The 16,211-nt window shown below is 69.1% G+C and carries 13 protein-coding genes; 6 read left to right on the top strand and 7 right to left on the bottom strand.

The window, feature by feature from the left end:
- Nucleotides 1–24: 24 nt before the first annotated feature.
- The 6 genes from ACERZO_RS33805 (at nt 25) to ACERZO_RS33780 (ending at nt 5,168) form a co-directional block, all read left to right on the top strand.
- A complete protein-coding gene (locus ACERZO_RS33805; RefSeq protein ID WP_372669611.1) occupies nt 25–1,209 on the top strand; it encodes a lipid-transfer protein in 1,185 nt (394 codons plus the stop codon).
- A gap of 8 nt (nt 1,210–1,217) precedes the next feature.
- Nucleotides 1,218–1,649 (top strand): type II toxin-antitoxin system Rv0910 family toxin, encoded by a 432-nt coding sequence (locus ACERZO_RS33800; RefSeq protein WP_372669609.1) that lies wholly within the window; start codon nt 1,218–1,220, stop codon nt 1,647–1,649.
- A complete protein-coding gene (locus tag ACERZO_RS33795) occupies nt 1,646–2,458 on the top strand; it encodes a MaoC/PaaZ C-terminal domain-containing protein (protein WP_372669607.1) in 813 nt (270 codons plus the stop codon). Before ACERZO_RS33800 ends, ACERZO_RS33795 begins: the two co-directional genes overlap by 4 nt.
- Complete coding sequence (locus tag ACERZO_RS33790) at nt 2,458–3,294, top strand: SDR family oxidoreductase (RefSeq protein ID WP_372669606.1); 837 nt, start codon at nt 2,458–2,460, stop codon at nt 3,292–3,294. The genes ACERZO_RS33795 and ACERZO_RS33790 overlap by 1 nt, the downstream gene beginning before the upstream one ends.
- A gap of 78 nt (nt 3,295–3,372) precedes the next feature.
- Nucleotides 3,373–4,059, top strand: a complete 687-nt coding sequence (locus ACERZO_RS33785; protein ID WP_372669604.1) for an SMODS-associated NUDIX domain-containing protein — start codon at nt 3,373–3,375, stop codon at nt 4,057–4,059.
- The gene (locus tag ACERZO_RS33780) at nt 4,056–5,168 is read left to right on the top strand and encodes a hypothetical protein (RefSeq protein ID WP_372669602.1); all 1,113 of its coding nucleotides are present in this window, start codon (nt 4,056–4,058) and stop codon (nt 5,166–5,168) included. The genes ACERZO_RS33785 and ACERZO_RS33780 overlap by 4 nt, the downstream gene beginning before the upstream one ends.
- Before the next feature lie 27 nt (nt 5,169–5,195).
- On the opposite strand, the gene ACERZO_RS33775 is transcribed toward ACERZO_RS33780, so the two are convergent.
- From ACERZO_RS33775 to ACERZO_RS33745, 7 genes are all read right to left on the bottom strand, one after another.
- Nucleotides 5,196–6,449: a CHAT domain-containing protein gene (locus tag ACERZO_RS33775; protein ID WP_372669600.1), complete on the bottom strand. Its 1,254-nt coding sequence runs from the start codon at nt 6,447–6,449 to the stop codon at nt 5,196–5,198.
- Entirely contained in the window at nt 6,446–6,661 is a 216-nt protein-coding gene (locus ACERZO_RS33770; RefSeq protein WP_372669598.1) for a hypothetical protein, read from the bottom strand. The genes ACERZO_RS33775 and ACERZO_RS33770 overlap by 4 nt, the downstream gene beginning before the upstream one ends.
- Before the next feature lie 55 nt (nt 6,662–6,716).
- Entirely contained in the window at nt 6,717–8,630 is a 1,914-nt protein-coding gene (locus ACERZO_RS33765; RefSeq protein ID WP_372669596.1) for a hypothetical protein, read from the bottom strand.
- Between the two features lie 25 nt (nt 8,631–8,655).
- Entirely contained in the window at nt 8,656–10,170 is a 1,515-nt protein-coding gene (locus ACERZO_RS33760; protein WP_372669595.1) for a hypothetical protein, read from the bottom strand.
- An 83-nt stretch (nt 10,171–10,253) separates the two neighbouring features.
- Nucleotides 10,254–10,949 carry a Crp/Fnr family transcriptional regulator gene (locus ACERZO_RS33755; RefSeq protein ID WP_372669593.1) on the bottom strand — a complete coding sequence of 232 codons (696 nt, stop codon included), beginning with the start codon at nt 10,947–10,949 and terminating at the stop codon, nt 10,254–10,256.
- Between the two features lie 72 nt (nt 10,950–11,021).
- Nucleotides 11,022–11,714 carry a Crp/Fnr family transcriptional regulator gene (locus ACERZO_RS33750; RefSeq protein ID WP_372669591.1) on the bottom strand — a complete coding sequence of 231 codons (693 nt, stop codon included), beginning with the start codon at nt 11,712–11,714 and terminating at the stop codon, nt 11,022–11,024.
- Between the two features lie 98 nt (nt 11,715–11,812).
- Complete coding sequence (locus ACERZO_RS33745) at nt 11,813–16,138, bottom strand: hypothetical protein (protein WP_372669589.1); 4,326 nt, start codon at nt 16,136–16,138, stop codon at nt 11,813–11,815.
- Nucleotides 16,139–16,211 lie beyond the last annotated feature (73 nt).

Below are 16,211 nucleotides of genomic sequence, written 5' to 3'. Positions count from 1 at the left end.
CATGCCGGTCTGTATGTTTGTTGCATGGCGAACAGGGTGTACGTCGTCGGCGTCGGGATGACGAAGTTCGAGAAACCCGGGCGGCGCGAGGGCTGGGACTACCCGCAGATGGCCCGGGAGGCCGGGACCAACGCGCTCGAGGACGCGGGGCTCGGCTACGACGCCGTCCAGCAGGCGTACGTCGGCTACGTCTACGGCGAGTCGACGTCCGGGCAGCGCGCGGTCTACGAGCTGGGGATGACCGGGATCCCCGTGGTCAACGTCAACAACAACTGCTCCACCGGCTCGACCGCGCTGTACCTGGCCGCGGAGGCGATCCGCGGCGGCCGCGCGGACTGCGTGCTGGCGCTGGGGTTCGAAAAGATGAAGCCGGGCTCGCTCGCGTCGACCTACGACGACCGCGAACAGCCGCTGGGCAACCACCTCCAGGCACTCGCCGAGATCTCCGAGGTGCTGTTCCCGCCCGCGCCGTGGATGTTCGGCGCCGCCGGCCGCGAGCACATGGAGAAGTACGGGACGACGGCCGAGCACTTCGCGAAGATCGGCGAGAAGAACCACCGGCACTCGGCGAACAACCCGTACGCGCAGTTCCAGGACGTCTACTCGCTCGACGACATCCTCGCGTCCCGGATGATCTACGACCCGCTGACCAAGCTGCAGTGCTCGCCGACGTCCGACGGTTCCGGCGCGGTGCTGCTCGCGAGTGAGTCCTTTGTGGACGTGAACGGCCTGGCCGAGCGGGCCGTCGAGATCGTCGGGCAGGCCCTGACCACCGACTTCCGCAGCACCTTCGACGGCAGCGCGAAGAACATCGTCGGCTACGACATGACCCGGCAGGCCGCGCTGCGCGTGTACGAGGAAGCCGGGCTCGGGCCGGCCGACTTCCAGGTCGTCGAGCTGCACGACTGCTTCTCCGCCAACGAACTGCTCACGTACGAAGCACTCGGCCTCTGCCGCGAAGGTGAAGGAGGGGCGCTCGTCGACGCCGGGGACACGACGTACGGCGGCCGGTGGGTCGTGAACCCGTCCGGCGGGCTCATCTCCAAGGGGCACCCGCTCGGCGCGACCGGGCTCGCCCAGTGCGCCGAACTCACTTGGCAGCTGCGCGGCGACGCCGACGCGCGCCAGGTCCCCGACGTGCGGGCCGCGTTGCAGCACAACATCGGACTCGGTGGCGCCGCCGTCGTCACCGCCTACCAGCGAGCTTAGGAGAAACCATGGGCCGGATCAGCGCGTCCGTCGAACTGCCCGCCGCGCCGGACAAGGTGTGGGCGGAGTTCTCGAACCCGAACAACTTCGAGAAGTGGCTGACCATCCACACGAAGTGGAAGGGCGACGTCCCGGCGGAGTTCTCGCAGGGGTCGCAGGTGTCCGAGGTCGTCACGATGCTCGGGATGGCGAACACGATCACCTGGACGGTCGACTCCTACGAAGCGCCTTCGCAGCTGGTCATCTCCGGCACCGGGATGGCCGGGGTGAAGATCCGGTTCTCACTGTCGGTGGCGCCGGCCGGGGCCGGCTCGGCGGCGACCATCGAAGCCGAGTTCACCGGCGCGATGATCGTCGGCGCGCTGGGCAAGGCCGTCGAGAAGGACGGGAAGAAGAACCTCGACGAGTCCCTCGAGAAGTTCAAGGCGCTGGTCGCGTGAAGTTCGACCCCGCCGGGCTGGACAAGTGGACCGAGCCGGTCTCGTTCGAGGTCACGCGCTCGCGGCTCGTCGAGTACGCGGCGGCGACCAACGACCCGATCCCGGCGCACGCTTCCGGCGACGTCGCGAGCCCGGTGTTCGCGATCGTGCCGGTGTTCCAGTCGCTGCTGGAACCGGCCCTCGAAGTGGTGCCGCCGTCGCTGTTCGGGCGGGTGCTGCACGGCGAGCAGGACTTCCGGTTCCACCGCCCGATCCGGCCTGGTGATTCTCTCGTGTCGCGCGCCAAGATGACCGGCTACGAGGGGCTGCCCAAGGGGACGCGGGCGACGGTCTACCTCGAGTGCCGGTCGGGTGACGAGCTGGTCAACGAGCAGTACGTGACGTTCTTCGTGCGCGGCTTCGACGCCGGCGAGAAGCGCGGCACGCTCGGGCCCTCCCACCGCTCTTCGCCTTCCGGTCCGCCGGTCGCGAAGGTCGGCCAGCACGTTGACGACGACCAGACGTTCCGCTACGGCCCGGCGGCCGGCGACCCGATGCCGATCCACCTCGACGAGGAGGTCGCGCGGGCGGCGGGTCTGCCGGGGATCATCGCGCACGGGCTGTGCACGATGGCGTTCACGTCGTGGGCGGTGCTGACTTCGGTGGCGCCCGAGGGCCGGCTGCGTCGTCTCGCCGTCCGGTTCGCCGCGCCGGTGCTGCCGGGGCAGGACCTGTCGACGTCGATCTGGGCGGTGGGGCCCGGTTCTTTCGCCTTCGAAACCACGGTAGGGGACACGGTCGTGATCAAAGACGGACTGGCGGAGTTCTGATGGGTGCACTCGAGGGGCGTGTCGCGCTGGTGACCGGCGCGGGCCGGGGGATCGGTCGGTCGCACGCGTTGTTGTTCGCGCGTGAGGGCGCTTCGGTGGTGGTCAACGACATCGAGCCGGACCCGGAGGTGGTTTCGGAGATCCGCTCGTTCGGTGGTTCGGCCGTGGCGAACACGTCGGACGTGGCGTCGTGGGCAGGCGCGGCGGAGCTGGTCGACCAGGCGGTGGCCGAGTTCGGCCGGCTGGACGTGGTGGTGAACAACGCGGGCATCCTGCGCGACAGCTTCGTCGCGGGCCTCACCGAGGAGCAGTGGGACGACGTGATCGCGGTCCACTTGAAGGGGCACGCGGCAGTGCTGCACCACGCGGCGGCGTACTGGAAGTCGCTGTCCAAGGCAGGTTCCCCGGTGGCGGCGTCGGTGATCAACACGGCATCGGCGTCGGGGACGACGTTGCCGAACCCGGGCCAGCTCAACTACGGCGCGGCGAAGGCCGGGATCGCGGCGATGACGCTGGTCGCGGCGGCCGAGCTGGACCGCTACGGGGTGCGGGTGAACGCCATCGCCCCGATCGCCCGCACGCGGCTGACGTTGGCGACCCCGGGGATGGGCGCGATCTTCGCGGCACCAGTGGCAGAAGGCGAGTTCGATGCGTTCTCACCGGCGAACATCTCGCCGCTGGTGGCGTACTTGGCGTCTTCGAAGTGTCCGTTGACGGGCAAGGTGTTCGCGGTCCAGGGCGGCGCGATCTCGGAACTGGCGAGCTGGCACGACGTGAAGGTCATCGAGACCGAAGGCCCGTGGGAGATCGACGACATCGCGGCCCGGCTCCCGTGATCGAGTGGTCCGGCCATGGGCTGACGACCGTCGCACCGCTGTGCCATCGTGGTAGGCACCGGATGGAAGGAGTGTGCGATGGGCGTTGCGGCCGGATTCACGAAACGGCGCCACCCGGTGCGGGTTTCCTTCAGTGCACTGCTCCGGATCGCTGACGACGATCGGTACGTCCTCTTCGATTCGCCCAAACGGCCGGGCTCGTACGGACCACCGGGTGGCGTCGTCAAGATCCACCCGCCGGCGGCACGCCTGCTCGAGACGTGGGAGTTCCGGCCCGAACGAACGGCGACCGGCGCCGAGAAGATGAAAGCGGACCTCCGGGGTTTCCTGCCGGGCGGTGCGCTGCGGCTGTTCCAGGCCTGGTTCGCCACCGGCGCCTACCGAGAGACCGCCGCCGAATGCCTGCGCCGGGAACTCCGGGAAGAACTGGCCGAGGTGGGGCTCGAGGCGGCCGAGCCGCTCACCCGCTCAGTCGCCTTCACCCCGGTCCGGACGGTGCGGGAAGGACCCGACCAGGTGCCCGGGAAGCCGTACCTGCAGGTGCGAGGCTTCGAGGTGTACGACCTCGCGCTGCTGAACCCCGACGCGGTGCGGCTGCGCGGCGAACTGCTCGAAGCCGGTCACGACGAGCGCCGGACCGGCGTGATCTGCGCCAGCTTCGACGACATCGTCCACGGACGGCTTGGACCGGCCCTCATCGCACCGCACAGTGCGTTCCTCGCAGGTCCGGCGCGGCTGGCCGCGGACCTGCCGCCGGTCCGGTGACCGGACCCGCCGTCGCGCAGCTCACCGGCTCCGGCGGCCGGAAGCTCGGCGACGTCCGGTTCGATCCGCCCCGGGTCGGTGCGGCCGCCGACGTCGACGCCGAACCACCGCCCGGGACGGCGATCTTCGAGCTGCGCGTGCGGTTCGAGCTGGACCCGGCCGGTCCGCCGTTCGTGGCAGCGCACTTGGTCCTGGGCTTCGACGATGGCCGCGTGGGAGTGGTCGAAGCCGACGGCCCGCAAGTACCCATGGCCGTCGGCGAGCTGCCCGGGGGCTGTGGCTGGTTGCTCGGAGACCCGCTCGGGCACGACCCGGTCCCAGCGGCGGGTGAAGCGCGAGCGGTGCTTCGCGCACCAGCGGAACTCGCGCAGGTGACCGGATTCATGCGCGTGGACGGCACGGTGCTGACGGGTCGCACGCGACGCAGCCACGGCGGGTGCCCGCCCGTGCGGTTCGAGGTGCGCCCGCCGGAAGGCTGGGCCTCCCCGTCGAGCCTGCCAACGGGGCCGGCGCGGCCGGTGAGCACCCGGCCCCCGGCCGTGCGGCTGTGCGTGGCCGTCGACACGGAGTCGTACAGCCGGTTCAGTACCGGTGAAGCCGCTCGCTCCCAGCAACGGCTCGTCGACGTGCTCGCGCGAGCACGCCGGGAGGCTGGCCTGCGCGAGCACGACGTCGATCTCCAGGAGTCCGGGGACGGGCAGTTCGCCATCCTGCCGTCCGGTGTCGACGAATCCGTCGTGATCCCCCGGCTCGTCTCGGCCGTCCGCGGCGAACTCGCCTCGACCAACGCCGACCTCAACGCGCACGCCCGGCTGCGGCTGCGCGTCGCGCTGCACCGCGGGCACGTCGCCGCGGGGCCCAACGGCTGGCTCGGCGGCGTCACCATCGCCGTGCACCGCCTGCTGGACAGCGCCCCGGTCCGCGCGGCCCTCGCCCGCGAGCCCGCCGCGGACTTCGCGCTTATCGTCTCCGACGTGGTCTACACCGACATCATCGCCGACGGGTACGGCTCACTGGATCCGGCGCACTTCCAGCCGGCCGACGTCCGCATTCCGCAGAAGAACTTCGCCGAACGCGCCTGGGTCTACGTTCCCCGGCCCGGGCCGTAGCGCCCAGCGGGCTCCGCCGGCGACTGGTCAGGGCCTGCGGAACAGGATCGGCACGTCGGCGCCGCGTCCGCTGCTTTCCCCGGCCACCATCGCCGCGCGGCCGAACCGGTACGCGGGCTCGATCGCCCGCCCGGCCACCAGAGCCTGGTAGAAGCCCACGCTGAACTCCATCGCCGACCGGTCGCCGATCCAGCTGCGCATCCCGATCACGTAGCTGATGTGCTCCGACAGCGCTTGCGCCAGGCTCTCGCTGTAGCAGGCGTTGACGATGACGCACTCGACCGTGTCCGAGACCTCCGCGAACAGCGCGGCGACGCCGTTCGTGGAGAGCACCCGTTGACCACCGTCTTCGGTCTCGGCCACGAACCGCCCGTCCTCGGCCCCGTGCCCCGAGAGGTGGACGATCCGCGGTGAGAAGTCGAGCAGCGCCTGGGTCAGGTCCCTGGCTCGCATGGCACCGTGCTCGGCCAGTTCAAAGCGGTCACGCTCGAAGCCGAGCCGCAGGGTTTGCTTGATGTCCCGCACCTCCGCGGCCAGTCTCAGGTGCTCGGAGTTGGAGGGGTTCGCGGCCAGGTACAGGATCCGCACCTGGTCCGGGTTCGCTCCGACCGCCTTGCCGACCTGCACCGACAGTTGCTTCGTCGTCTCCACGCGCTGTGCCAGCCCGTCGACGCACATCGCGCTGATGTGCACCGGCACCTCACGGCCGGCTTCCCGCGCCAGCACGGGGAACGCGAACGACTCCCGCTCACCCGGCTGGAGGCAGCCGAGGTCGGCGTCCACCCCGTGGGGATCCAATTCGAAAGGTCCCTGCAGGCTCAGCCGGCCCCAGCTGATCGGAGTCGGTCCAGTGTTGGTCACGTGTCCGCGCAAGGTGTCCCATTCGCCGAGGGCCAGCACCGACGTAGACAGCGAAATCCCGAACTCCGGAGGCGGCACCTTCACTTCTTCGACCGCGGCGGCCACCACCAGTGGCGAACTGAAGTCCGAGACCCGGAAGGCCGCGCCGCGGTGGTCGCGGAAGGAGAAGTTGGTACTGGTGGCTGCCCAGCTGCCGATCAGCCGGGGCCGCACGCGGACGACCGCCGTGCAGCTTTCCCCCGGCGCGAGCCGCGACGCTTCGAGCGCCCGGTTGCCGCGCACGGCCGGGACCTGGGGTGGCAGTCGCAGCGTGAACACGATGTTCGTGCAGGGGCCGTCACCTTTGTTGGTCAGCCGGACGGTGAGATCGGCCGGGCGGCCGACGTTCAGCCGCTCGGCCAGCAACTCGGCTTCGATCATTTCGGCAGCCCATCGAGCAGCGTGGCTCGCCCGTGGTGGGCCCGGCGGCAGCTTTCGCAGTGCACGCCGAAGCCGATCGCCGACCCGTCGAGGCCGGTCGACAGCACCGTGTCGGCGAGCCGAGTCGGGGTGAACGCTTCGTCGAGGGCCACCACCATCTGGTGCTCACGGCACAGTGGCTTCCCGCAGTGGTGGCAGACGGCGTCGACCACGACCTTTCCTTGCTGATCTTCCCGGGCGTTACAATCACTGCATTCCCACGCCATTTCAGTTCTCCCCGTCCCACGAGCCGCCTGCCCGGTTCAGCTCCGCCATCTCCCGCTCGATCTCGGCGTCGAACTGCCGGTACAGCTCCTCCGAAATCCGGCCTTCCGCGACGGCCAACTGGAACTCCCGCCGTCGCCGTCGAAGGTCCTGGAGCGCCTTCGCCCGGTCGTCGTCCTTCGTCCCGGCTTGCCGGGACCGGTATCCGCGGCCGGCCGGTTCGGCCCGCTTCCGTTCCTTCAACGTCTCGCCGACGATGTCGTGCAGTCCGTACCAGACGGACTCGATGCGTTCTTCCATTTCGTTGCTGGCGTACGCTCCCTTCACCGAAAGGCGGATCTTGCTGTTGCCGGCCTCCGCGTGGATGTCCCCGCCGTAGACCTCTTCGCCGGCGAGCCCGACGTAGAAGTCGACCGGGTAGACACCTTCGTAGAGCCGTCCGCCGATGTCCCAGGCCCGGTTGAGCGTGTTGGCCCGGTCACCGTTGCGTGGGGAGTGCCCGATGACCCATTTGACGTAGTACCCGCTATCGCTCATCGCGTCGGTCAGGGCGATCAGCGTCTCGTGGTCGGGAATCACGCCGGGGTACTCGTGGCTTTCCGGGCGGACGAGCAGATCGTCCTTCTTCTGGTCCGGCACGACCCGTACGTCCTGGTACCGCACGCCGCTGAGGCTGAGCGTGACGTCGGCGGTGACCTCGGTCTTCACCTCGCTGTCGCGCCGACCGGTCCGGCGGCCGCCCATCGGGTGGTAGAAGTCGATGCCTTCGAGCCCGGACAGCGCGCCCTTGAAGGAAACCACGAGCGAGCCCTTGATCACGTCGGTGAGCTGGATCCGGTCCTCGAAGCGGACCGCGAGCGTCAACCGGTGATCGGCGCGCGCTCCCAGCGGCAGCTGCTTCCACTCGATCATCCGCCCGCCGTTGACCGGGTCCGCCTCGCTGCCGATGGTCGCGCTCTCCGAAACGAATTCGACGTTTCCCCAGGACGTGGGGACGTACAGGGTGAGGCGCTCGACCTTGTCGGCCTCGAGGCCCGACTCCTCCGATGGCCAGTTGCCCAGCCACTGCAGGTCCAGTTGCAGTGCTCGCTGGTCGGATTCGGGCACGAGGGCCGGGGTCAGCCACAGCGGGAACGCGTCGATCTCGAGCCCGCTGGTGAGCCGGTGGGTCAGGTCGAGCTGCCACTTGGCCCCCGCCCGGCTTTCCGGCGAAGCGAGGAAGGGGTGTTCGGAAACGAGGCCGGTCAGCGGCAGCACCGGCGGCGTGAGCGCCCGGTCGGTGAACTCGAGTCCGGCACGGCCGAGCAAGACTGCGTACCCGGCCGAGAATTCGACGTCCTGCGCGGGGTCGAGGCGGAACTTCGCGCGGTAGTCCCGCAGGCGGTCCTGGTCCGGGCGGCCGAACGTCATGTCCAGCGTGATGCTGCCCTCGACGGGGGTCACCGAACTGCGGTAGGCGCCGCGTTCGTCCAGCTCGAGCTTGCCCTGCACGGTTTCCCGTACCCGCACCGCATCGATGCTGGGGACCACCGGCAGCTTCGGCCGGTTTTCGAACGCCGTGGCGGTCCGGCGGTGATCCTCGAACCAGACCGCCGCGCCGGCGGCGAGCCCGGCCAGGAGCAGGAACAGCCCGACGAGCACCGACGCGAACATCAGCAGGACACCCAATGCGGCCACGGCACCCGCAAGGTAGACGTACTTGCGGATCGACGGCTTCACGACGTGCTTGTGGTTCGCGCAGTGCTGCGGTTCGGCCTTCTGGAACCCCAGGCCGTCGAATTCACTGGTGACCAGCGGCCCCGAGCGGTGGTCTTTGCACAGTGGCCGGCCGCAATGGTGGCACAGCGCCGCGACCTCCGGCGACCCGCAGCGGTGGCACCGGGTTCGCGGGGCCCGCGACCGGATCTTGATCGACATCTGTTCGGCTCCCTCTCGTGGCGGGTCAGTGGGTGGCGCGGATGCGGGCGAAGCGGTCTCGGATGACGGCGTGCAGCGCATTCATTTCGCGGGTGATCGCGCCGCTCGTCCGCGGCAGCGCGCCGTACATGAACAGCCTGAGCTCGCCGCTCGGGAAAGTGGTGGTGAAGACCTGGCCACCACGGCGGATCTGCCGTTCGGTCTCGTGCCGGGTTCCTTCGACGTAGAGCCGCAGCGTCATCTTCTCCGGACCCTCCGGGCGTTCGGCCGTGCCCGCCCACTGCCGTCTTGTACCGTCGTTCGAGATCGGGTGAAAGCGCACAGTGAAACCCCTGGTGCGCAACGCGTTCTCGATATCCGCGATGCGTGCGTCCTCGGGGATGACCTCGTCGAAGTACAGGTGCTGGTGCGGCTTCAAGGTCCGGCGCGCGAACGCGTCGTCGAGGATGAGATGAATCCGGGAACCGACCCAGCTGAGCTCTTCGTGGCCGTCGCGCTCGACCCTTCGCCCGGCACCGTCGAAGAGCCGGGTCTGCATGCCCGAGAGCAGATAGCCCGGGATCTTCACCTCGACCCGGCCGTCCAGGCTCGGCTGCTGGTACAGCTCACCCGGCTGTTCGATCACCAGCGCCATCTCCTCGCTGGTGAACACGGCTTCGTCCGTCCGGCCGGTGGCCTCCGTGACCTGCCGCATCGGAATGTCCCGCCACTCGATGCTGCGTTCGATCGGGTTGTACGTGATCGGCGCCCGGCGCTGGCTTTCCGGCAGCCTGAGCGTCAGCGCCTGGAGGGAGGTGATGGACGGCCAGTCGAGGGAGATGCGGTCGATCACCGGCTCGGGCTTGTCCCGTTCCTCCTTCCACGGCAGCACCAGCCGGACCCGGAGGACCAGGCACAGGAACGACTCGAAGTTCGGTTGCTGGCCCAGCTTGGAGAAGTCCACTCCGCCGTGGCCGTTCGTGGTGATCGTGCCCAGGTCGCCGACGGTGTCCGGGTCGAGCAGCTCCACTTGGACGTCGATGGGAACCACTTCGAGCAGGTCGGCTTTCGGCGCGTAGCTGTGGTTGATCACGCAGGCGTGCCGGTCGCCCTTCAGCTCCTCGAGCCCGCCCGGACTGCCCTCCCCGCTGACCGGGACGCGGATCGGCAGCGCACCGTAGGTGTCGTCGAGGCCGAGGCGATCGCCGAGGTCGGTTTGCTGGTGCCCGGCGAAGACCACGTGTCCGATCAGTGCGTTCACCGACTCGCCGGGATGCCGATCGCGCATCGCTGCCTCGACGTCGTCGCACGCCTGACGGGTGAAGTGGTCGGCGCCGTCGAAGGGTACGACGATCTCGATCTCGCCACCGGGCGGCGCGCTGCGCCGCGTGGAGGGATTGCGCGAGATCTCCTGCTCGTACTGGTACTGCTCGGTCACTTTCACGGTTTCGGGGTGTGCACGCGCGAAGACGTCCTCTCCCGGCACCGGGTCCGCCCGGCGGCTGCCGAGCACGCTGACCGCGTTGCGCACTTGCTGGAACCTGTCACGGGGAGTCGGCATCGAGAACCCTTTCAGCGCTTGACGGCCTTCGTCCGGAAGAGACCGCCACCACTCTGTGACAGAACGCGATCGGTGACCCCGTACTAGTACGGGATCTCGTCAGGAAGTTCGCCGAATCGACGCAGCCCGCTCAGGTTGGTAATGACGACACGCCGGTACCGGCGGTCGAGTGCGCCCGCCTCCTCGAGCAGCTTGAAGGCTTTCTCCACCGAGCTCAGCCCCGTTCCGGCGAGCGAGGCGATGTCCTTCTGCGACAGGGGGATGGCGACGCGGCCGGCTTCGGCGGCTTCACCCCACCGCTGCGTGACGTCGAGCAGCGTGCGGGCGACGCGAACCGGTGCCGGGCAAACCAGGAAGTCGATCCCCCGGCGGTCCGAGCCCCGCAGGCGTTCGCTGAGCACCCGGGCCACGGCCAGGCAGGTTTCCGGGCTGTGCTTGAGGAAATCGCCCAGGTCCGGACTCTGGATGATCCGGCCCTTGACCGGCACGCAGGCGATCACGTGGGCGGCTCGCGGTCGCCGCTCCAAGGTCGCCATTTCGCCGAGCAGGTCACCCGGGCCCCGGACGGCGACCACGACGTCCCGCCCTCGCTCGGTGTCGACGACGATCTTCACCAGGCCCTTCAGGACGAGCAGGGTGTGCCGCGCCGAATCCCCTTGGCGGATGATCCGCTGGTGTGCGTCGTAGCCGACCGGCGTGCCGAGCCGCAGAAGCGCCTCCCGTGCCCGGCGGCTGAGCCTGCCGAGCAGGGAGCGGTAGGGCCATTCATCGACGTCCACTGTCAGCACTGTGCCGCTCAGGGGAGCGGAGAATGCCGTGCTGGCACGGGATTGCCCGCTTTCGCGGCTCTGCTACGAGGTGAGGCCCGCGGCTAGGCGCAGTGCGGGTAGGTCCAGAATCGTCATCCGCCGGTAGCCGGTGTCGAGCACCCGCCGATGTCGCAGTTCGGCGAGCGACTTGTGCACGGTCGGCTCGGCGGCCCCGATCAACGCGGCGAGTTCGGGCTGAGTGATCGGAAAGCCGATCTCCCAGCCGTCTGGCTCGAGCGTGCCGTAAGCGGACACGAGTGCGACGAGGATGCGGGCGAGGCGCACCGGAACGTCGTAGCCGCTGAAGTCGATCCGGCGCTCGGTGGACCAGCGGAGCTTGGCGGCCACCATCCGGCTGACCGCCATCGCCGCGTCCGGGTGCTGGATGAGGAAGTGCTGGAACTCCGTCCAGGGAATCACCCGAGCGTACAGCCGTCCGACGGCCGTGACGGTAGCCGAGCGTGGCCGGCCGTCCAGCCCGGAGAGTTCGCCGACCAACTCGCCGCCACCTCGGACGGCGAGCAGCGCCCGGCCACCGTCGGCGGTCGTCGCGGTGACTTTGACGCACCCTTCCAGCAGGAGCACGACGAAGGTGGTTGCCTCGCCTTCGTGCACCAGCACTTCTCCCGGGCGGTAGACGCGCTGGGCACCGATCCGGAGGAGGTCGGCGACCGCGGACGGTGGCAATGCGGCGAACAATCCTCGCTCCGCCGGAAGCTGATCGCGGACGACCATGAGCGACCCTGCTCCTTCCCCTGCCGGGCTGCGTGGTTCACCACAACAAGCTCGCCGGGAATGGCGCCAGTGTTACAACCCGTTCGGCCTAATTGTCGTCATCGAGGCAAAATGTTTCCGTGGGATTGTTCTGCTTCGTGAGTCAGTTCGTCGAGCAGTGAACGTCGTTCCGGCGATATTCCGGGTGCGGCCCGCAGACTCAGCAGCAGCGCCGCGACGGTGCCTGAATCCCGCAGATCGGCTGGTGTGCACGGGCCTGGTATCCAGTGGCGGATCGCCTGCCGTGCCGCGGTGTCCAGCGGGGTGCCGTCGCCCCGGGCCGTGCGGAGCAGAGGTTCGCCGTCCCCGAGGTGAGCGAGGCCGGCCAGACGGCCGAGCTCGACGCTCGGATGTGCACCCGCGGTGTCGAATTCGTCGAGCACGCGATGGGCCGCGTCCGGCTCGTCGCTTAGTCGGCCGAGTCCGCCCAGTGCAGCGAGCACGCGGGCGTGCGGGGCTATTTCAACGATTCCATAACGGCCGGTGGAAACTGTCTCCACAACGGTATCGGGTGTGCGGTTCCCGGCGATTTCGATTACTCGGGAAAGTGTCTCGGTCAGCCCGGCCGCCGCGACGGCGAGCGCCCAATCGGGTTCTTCGTGCTGGCTTCTCCCGAGGAGGAACTGCCGGGCGGCCGCGCCGATTCGCGGTGCCGGCGGGCGCACCCCGTCCCAGGACGGTGCGTAATTCGCCAGTTCCTCGAGAGCTCCGTCCACGCCGTCGGCGAGGAGCTGGTCCAGCTCGGCGAACGAGGGACGGGTGTGGGCCAGCATCGTGGCCCACGGCCAGTACCGGCGTGCCGCGAGGTCGCGGTCGCGCAGTACGCGAGCCGCCTGCCGGGTCACGACGAACCCTCGTCGCCGATCCGTGGCCGTGACCGCTTGCCCCAGCGCAGCCAGCCCTTCGATCCGGTCCGCCGTCACCACCGGGGCGAGTTCCGCGATCAAGTTCACCGCGTGGTCGACAGTGGCCGGTGAGGACACCGCCGCCGCGGCGATCAGCAGGAGGTGCAGCGGCGAGTCCACCTGGGCAGCGAAGACCAGGGCGTCCTGGTCCGGCAGTCCGCCACTCAGGATCCGGTGTCCCGAAGCCACCGCTTCCTGCTCGGACAGATCCGCCGGCTGGGTCGCGGCTCCTGCGCCCAGGCCCTGGTAGCCGGATCCTTCGAGCAGTTCACCGACCGCGGATCCGATCCCGTAGTTGAACCTCCGGCGCAGGAGCTCCGCCGGGGATCCGGTCCGTTCGAGCAGTTCCAGCCGCAGCTCGTAGGCCGCTCTGATGGCGTGTGCGCCGGACAACGTCGGAAGCCGGTCCTCGAGCTCGGCGAGGCGCATCGACGTCAGCGCCGTCCTGACCTCTTCCATGCTGGGCGGGACGAGCACCTCCGACGTGCGCAGTACATCGTCGGCAGCCGCGGCGACCTTTTGTCCGGTGGATCGCAGCAGCTCCGCCAGCAGCACCTCCAGCCCGCGGATCCGGCCGGTCTCGATGGCCGCGATCGCCTCGACCCGGACCTCGGCGGTGTGGTCGCCGGCCAAGACCGAGCCGAGGGCGTGGCGGGCCCAGTGCACGAGGGTGTCGTCGGCCCGGTGGGTGGCGAGGTGCGCTCCGATCACCTGAAGGATTTCGATTCGAGTCGAATCGGGTGTCGCGTGGTCGAGCAGGATCCCGAGGAGTGCTTGCCTGGCTTGGGGCACCGCAGTCAGCAGCAGGGCTTCTGCCCCGGCCAAGTGTGCGTGCGTCCCCGCATTCGGATCCGAAATGACGGCGTTCCAGTCCGCCAGGTAGCCGAGAGCCACCGTCGGCAAGTACGACACGAGTCGCGCCGCGTAGCGCGGGTCGGCGGTGCGCACACTTCGAGCCATCAAGTCGACGACCGAGCCAGGGGTGCCGGGCAGCCTCGCGGCGAGCAGGCAGACGTCGCGCCAGGCGAACGAGCGGGCTCGCTGCGGGACGAGATCGGTTGCCGTACTCAACGTCCGCGCGGCGAAGAAGTCCCGTGCCGCCGACCGGCGGAACCGCAAGCCGTCTCCAGCGTTCTCCAGGATCCCGCGATCGACGAAGGCGCTGAGGTCGGCAGCGGGCCGTACCGGCCCGCCCGCGTCGATGATCTCGGTGGCAAACGAACCGAGCGCCGCCAGTTCCTCGTCGGTGAGGTCCCCGGCGAAGTGCTTGTCGTACGAGTCGTCGCCCAGGGCCGGCCACTCCGATGCGAGTGCGGCTTCGGCGATCATGGTGACGAACCCCGGTGCCGCCGCTCCATCGGCGCGGTGAAGATCCAGGATTTCGTCCTTGACCGCGCCGGCTGAGCATTCCGATAGCGCCAGCCCGCTGAGGTACCGGGTGATCTGCCAGCCGTCCCACGGTTCCAGCTCGAGCACCGGGCTGCCGAACGCACTCGCCGCCCAGGTCCCGTTGCGCACCACGACGGTCAGCCGAAGCCTGGGATGGCGGTCGAGCAGCGCGCGGTACTCCGCGGCGATCCGGTGCCGGTCTGCGCGGGGCACCTCGTCGAGGCCGTCGAGGAGGAGGTGAGCACCGCCGAGAACGAGGGTTTCCCGGGGCAGCTCCGGGGGCGGGTCGGTGGCGGTGACGAGGAACGGCACGCGCAGCGGCCCCGTTTCCGGTCCGGGCCGAGCGATGTCGAGCGCACCGCGGTAGGCCAGCTCGCGCAGCAGCCGGGATTTTCCGGAGCCGGGCCCGCCGGCCACGACGGTCGTCTTCCCCAGTGGAACCGGCACCGTTTCGTGGAAGGTTTCGTGCTCCCGCGACAATTCGACGACCGACTCGCGGGCCCGGTCGAGGTAGCGGGCCCGGACGAACCGATTCCGCAGTTCGTCGACCTCGGGCAGGTCGGCGCCGGGATGCTGGGCGTCCACGGCGGTCAGTAGATCGGTCATCGCCGGCATTGCATCCGGCCGGGAGAACTCTACGATCGGGGCGAGCCGGTTCAGGAGCTCCGGCAAGTCGTCCCAGTGCGCATAGGGATCTTCGGCGGCCAGCCACTCCGTGGCTACCGCGGCCGCCGCGTGTACCGCGCGAAGCGCGGACGGCTGCTGCTCATCCCACTTGACTGTGCGATAAGCCGCCAAGTGCAGCTGGGCCAGGTAGTCGAGCCAGCCGTCTTCACCTGGGAACGCGCGTTGGGCTTGGATCCGGACCTCGTGGAGGATCCGAAAGGCCACCAGAGCACGGTCCCCGAGCAGCTCGTCGAAGACCTGCTCCAGCTCGATGACGTCGGCGACCACCGACCGGAACCGGTTGGCCAGCGCAAGGAAACGCTGGATTCGGACCAAGTCCGGGTAGGGGAGTTCGGCGAAGACGTCACGAAGCAGGCTGATCTCCAGCCACGCGGCGTCCGAGAGCAGCGGGTGGCCGTCGGTCGTCTTGGCGTAGTCGATCAGGATCGGCTGGCCCTCTACGCACATCACGTTGCGCGCGTTCAGATCCCCGTGCACGATACTGCGGAACCGGCCGAAGCGCGGGTCTGTCAGCGCCGGACGCAAGCCGTCGGCCGGATCGGCGGTTCGCACTTCGTCGGCGATGACCGAAACCCCGTCCCGGTCGACGGTCGTGAAGGCGCTATCCAGCTTCTGGCGTTGCTCGGTGGACCTGATGCGAACCACGTGCCCGGCGAGCGCGGCACCACCGTCGAGTGACTCCACACGGATTTCCGCCCCGGCGGAGTGCGCTATCCGCAGTTCCGTACCTCGGCTGAACTTTCCGGAACCGAGGGAGGATTCGAGGACATCCTCCCCGTATATCGGCTCCTTCTGAACCATTGCGGGGTGGAGTACGAGATCGGGGCCGAGTGACGGGTTGAGGTCGCGTAGAGTCCGTTTTTCGTACACACGCCGGCGGTTGTGGAACGGGTCCGCCATCTTCGTGAACAACCGCTCGATCAGCTGCCGGATCTCGCGGACTCCGGCTTGCTCGCGGAACGCGGCGTCGATGAGTTCCTCGAGCGTGGGTGCGGGTGTCTGCGGCCGTCCGCCCGCATAGGCGCTGACGTGGGTGTACACCACGGCCTCGACCTCGCCGTCCCGCTGCTCCTCGGTCTTTATGGCGCCCGGCGTGGCTTCCTCGATGGGAGCGCAGACCGCGGTCCGGTAGTCCGCCAAATGTCGGCGGAAGTTGTCGTACTCGGCAGCCATTTCTTCCGCTGGACCGATCTTCACGACGCGTCGCCGATATTCCCCTCCGGCCCGCAACGCGATCTCGATGACGGCCGCACCACTGCGTCCACCGTCGATCAGGCGGGTGATTTCGATCAGCTCGACCGGGCCGTGCCAGTCGTTCCCGATCCGCTGTAGCGCGTGTCGGATCATGCCGCTGTACCCGGGCGGAAGTTCGACGTCCCGGACGAGGATTTCGGCGTTGGCCACCCTGAACCTCCCCGGCGAGGGTGCGTAGGCTGGTCACTCTACCGAGGTCCGTCACCGGCGAAAACACCGGAGG

Origin of the sequence: Amycolatopsis kentuckyensis (assembly GCF_041679295.1) — a bacterium.
GTDB lineage: Bacteria > Actinomycetota > Actinomycetes > Mycobacteriales > Pseudonocardiaceae > Amycolatopsis > Amycolatopsis kentuckyensis_A.
This window is presented reverse-complemented; position numbering and strand designations above follow the sequence as displayed.

Excerpts from the sequence above, each read along its gene's own strand:
- ACERZO_RS33760 (WP_372669595.1), bottom strand. The coding sequence starts at position 10,170 with ATGCCGACTCCCCGTGACAGGTTCCAGCAAGTGCGCAACGCGGTCAGC.
- ACERZO_RS33775 (WP_372669600.1), bottom strand. The coding sequence starts at position 6,449 with ATGATCGAAGCCGAGTTGCTGGCCGAGCGGCTGAACGTCGGCCGCCCG.
- ACERZO_RS33800 (WP_372669609.1), top strand. The coding sequence starts at position 1,218 with ATGGGCCGGATCAGCGCGTCCGTCGAACTGCCCGCCGCGCCGGACAAG.
- ACERZO_RS33790 (WP_372669606.1), top strand. The coding sequence starts at position 2,458 with ATGGGTGCACTCGAGGGGCGTGTCGCGCTGGTGACCGGCGCGGGCCGG.
- ACERZO_RS33785 (WP_372669604.1), top strand. The coding sequence starts at position 3,373 with ATGGGCGTTGCGGCCGGATTCACGAAACGGCGCCACCCGGTGCGGGTT.
- ACERZO_RS33750 (WP_372669591.1), bottom strand. The coding sequence starts at position 11,714 with ATGGTCGTCCGCGATCAGCTTCCGGCGGAGCGAGGATTGTTCGCCGCA.
- ACERZO_RS33805 (WP_372669611.1), top strand. The coding sequence starts at position 25 with ATGGCGAACAGGGTGTACGTCGTCGGCGTCGGGATGACGAAGTTCGAG.
- ACERZO_RS33765 (WP_372669596.1), bottom strand. The coding sequence starts at position 8,630 with ATGTCGATCAAGATCCGGTCGCGGGCCCCGCGAACCCGGTGCCACCGC.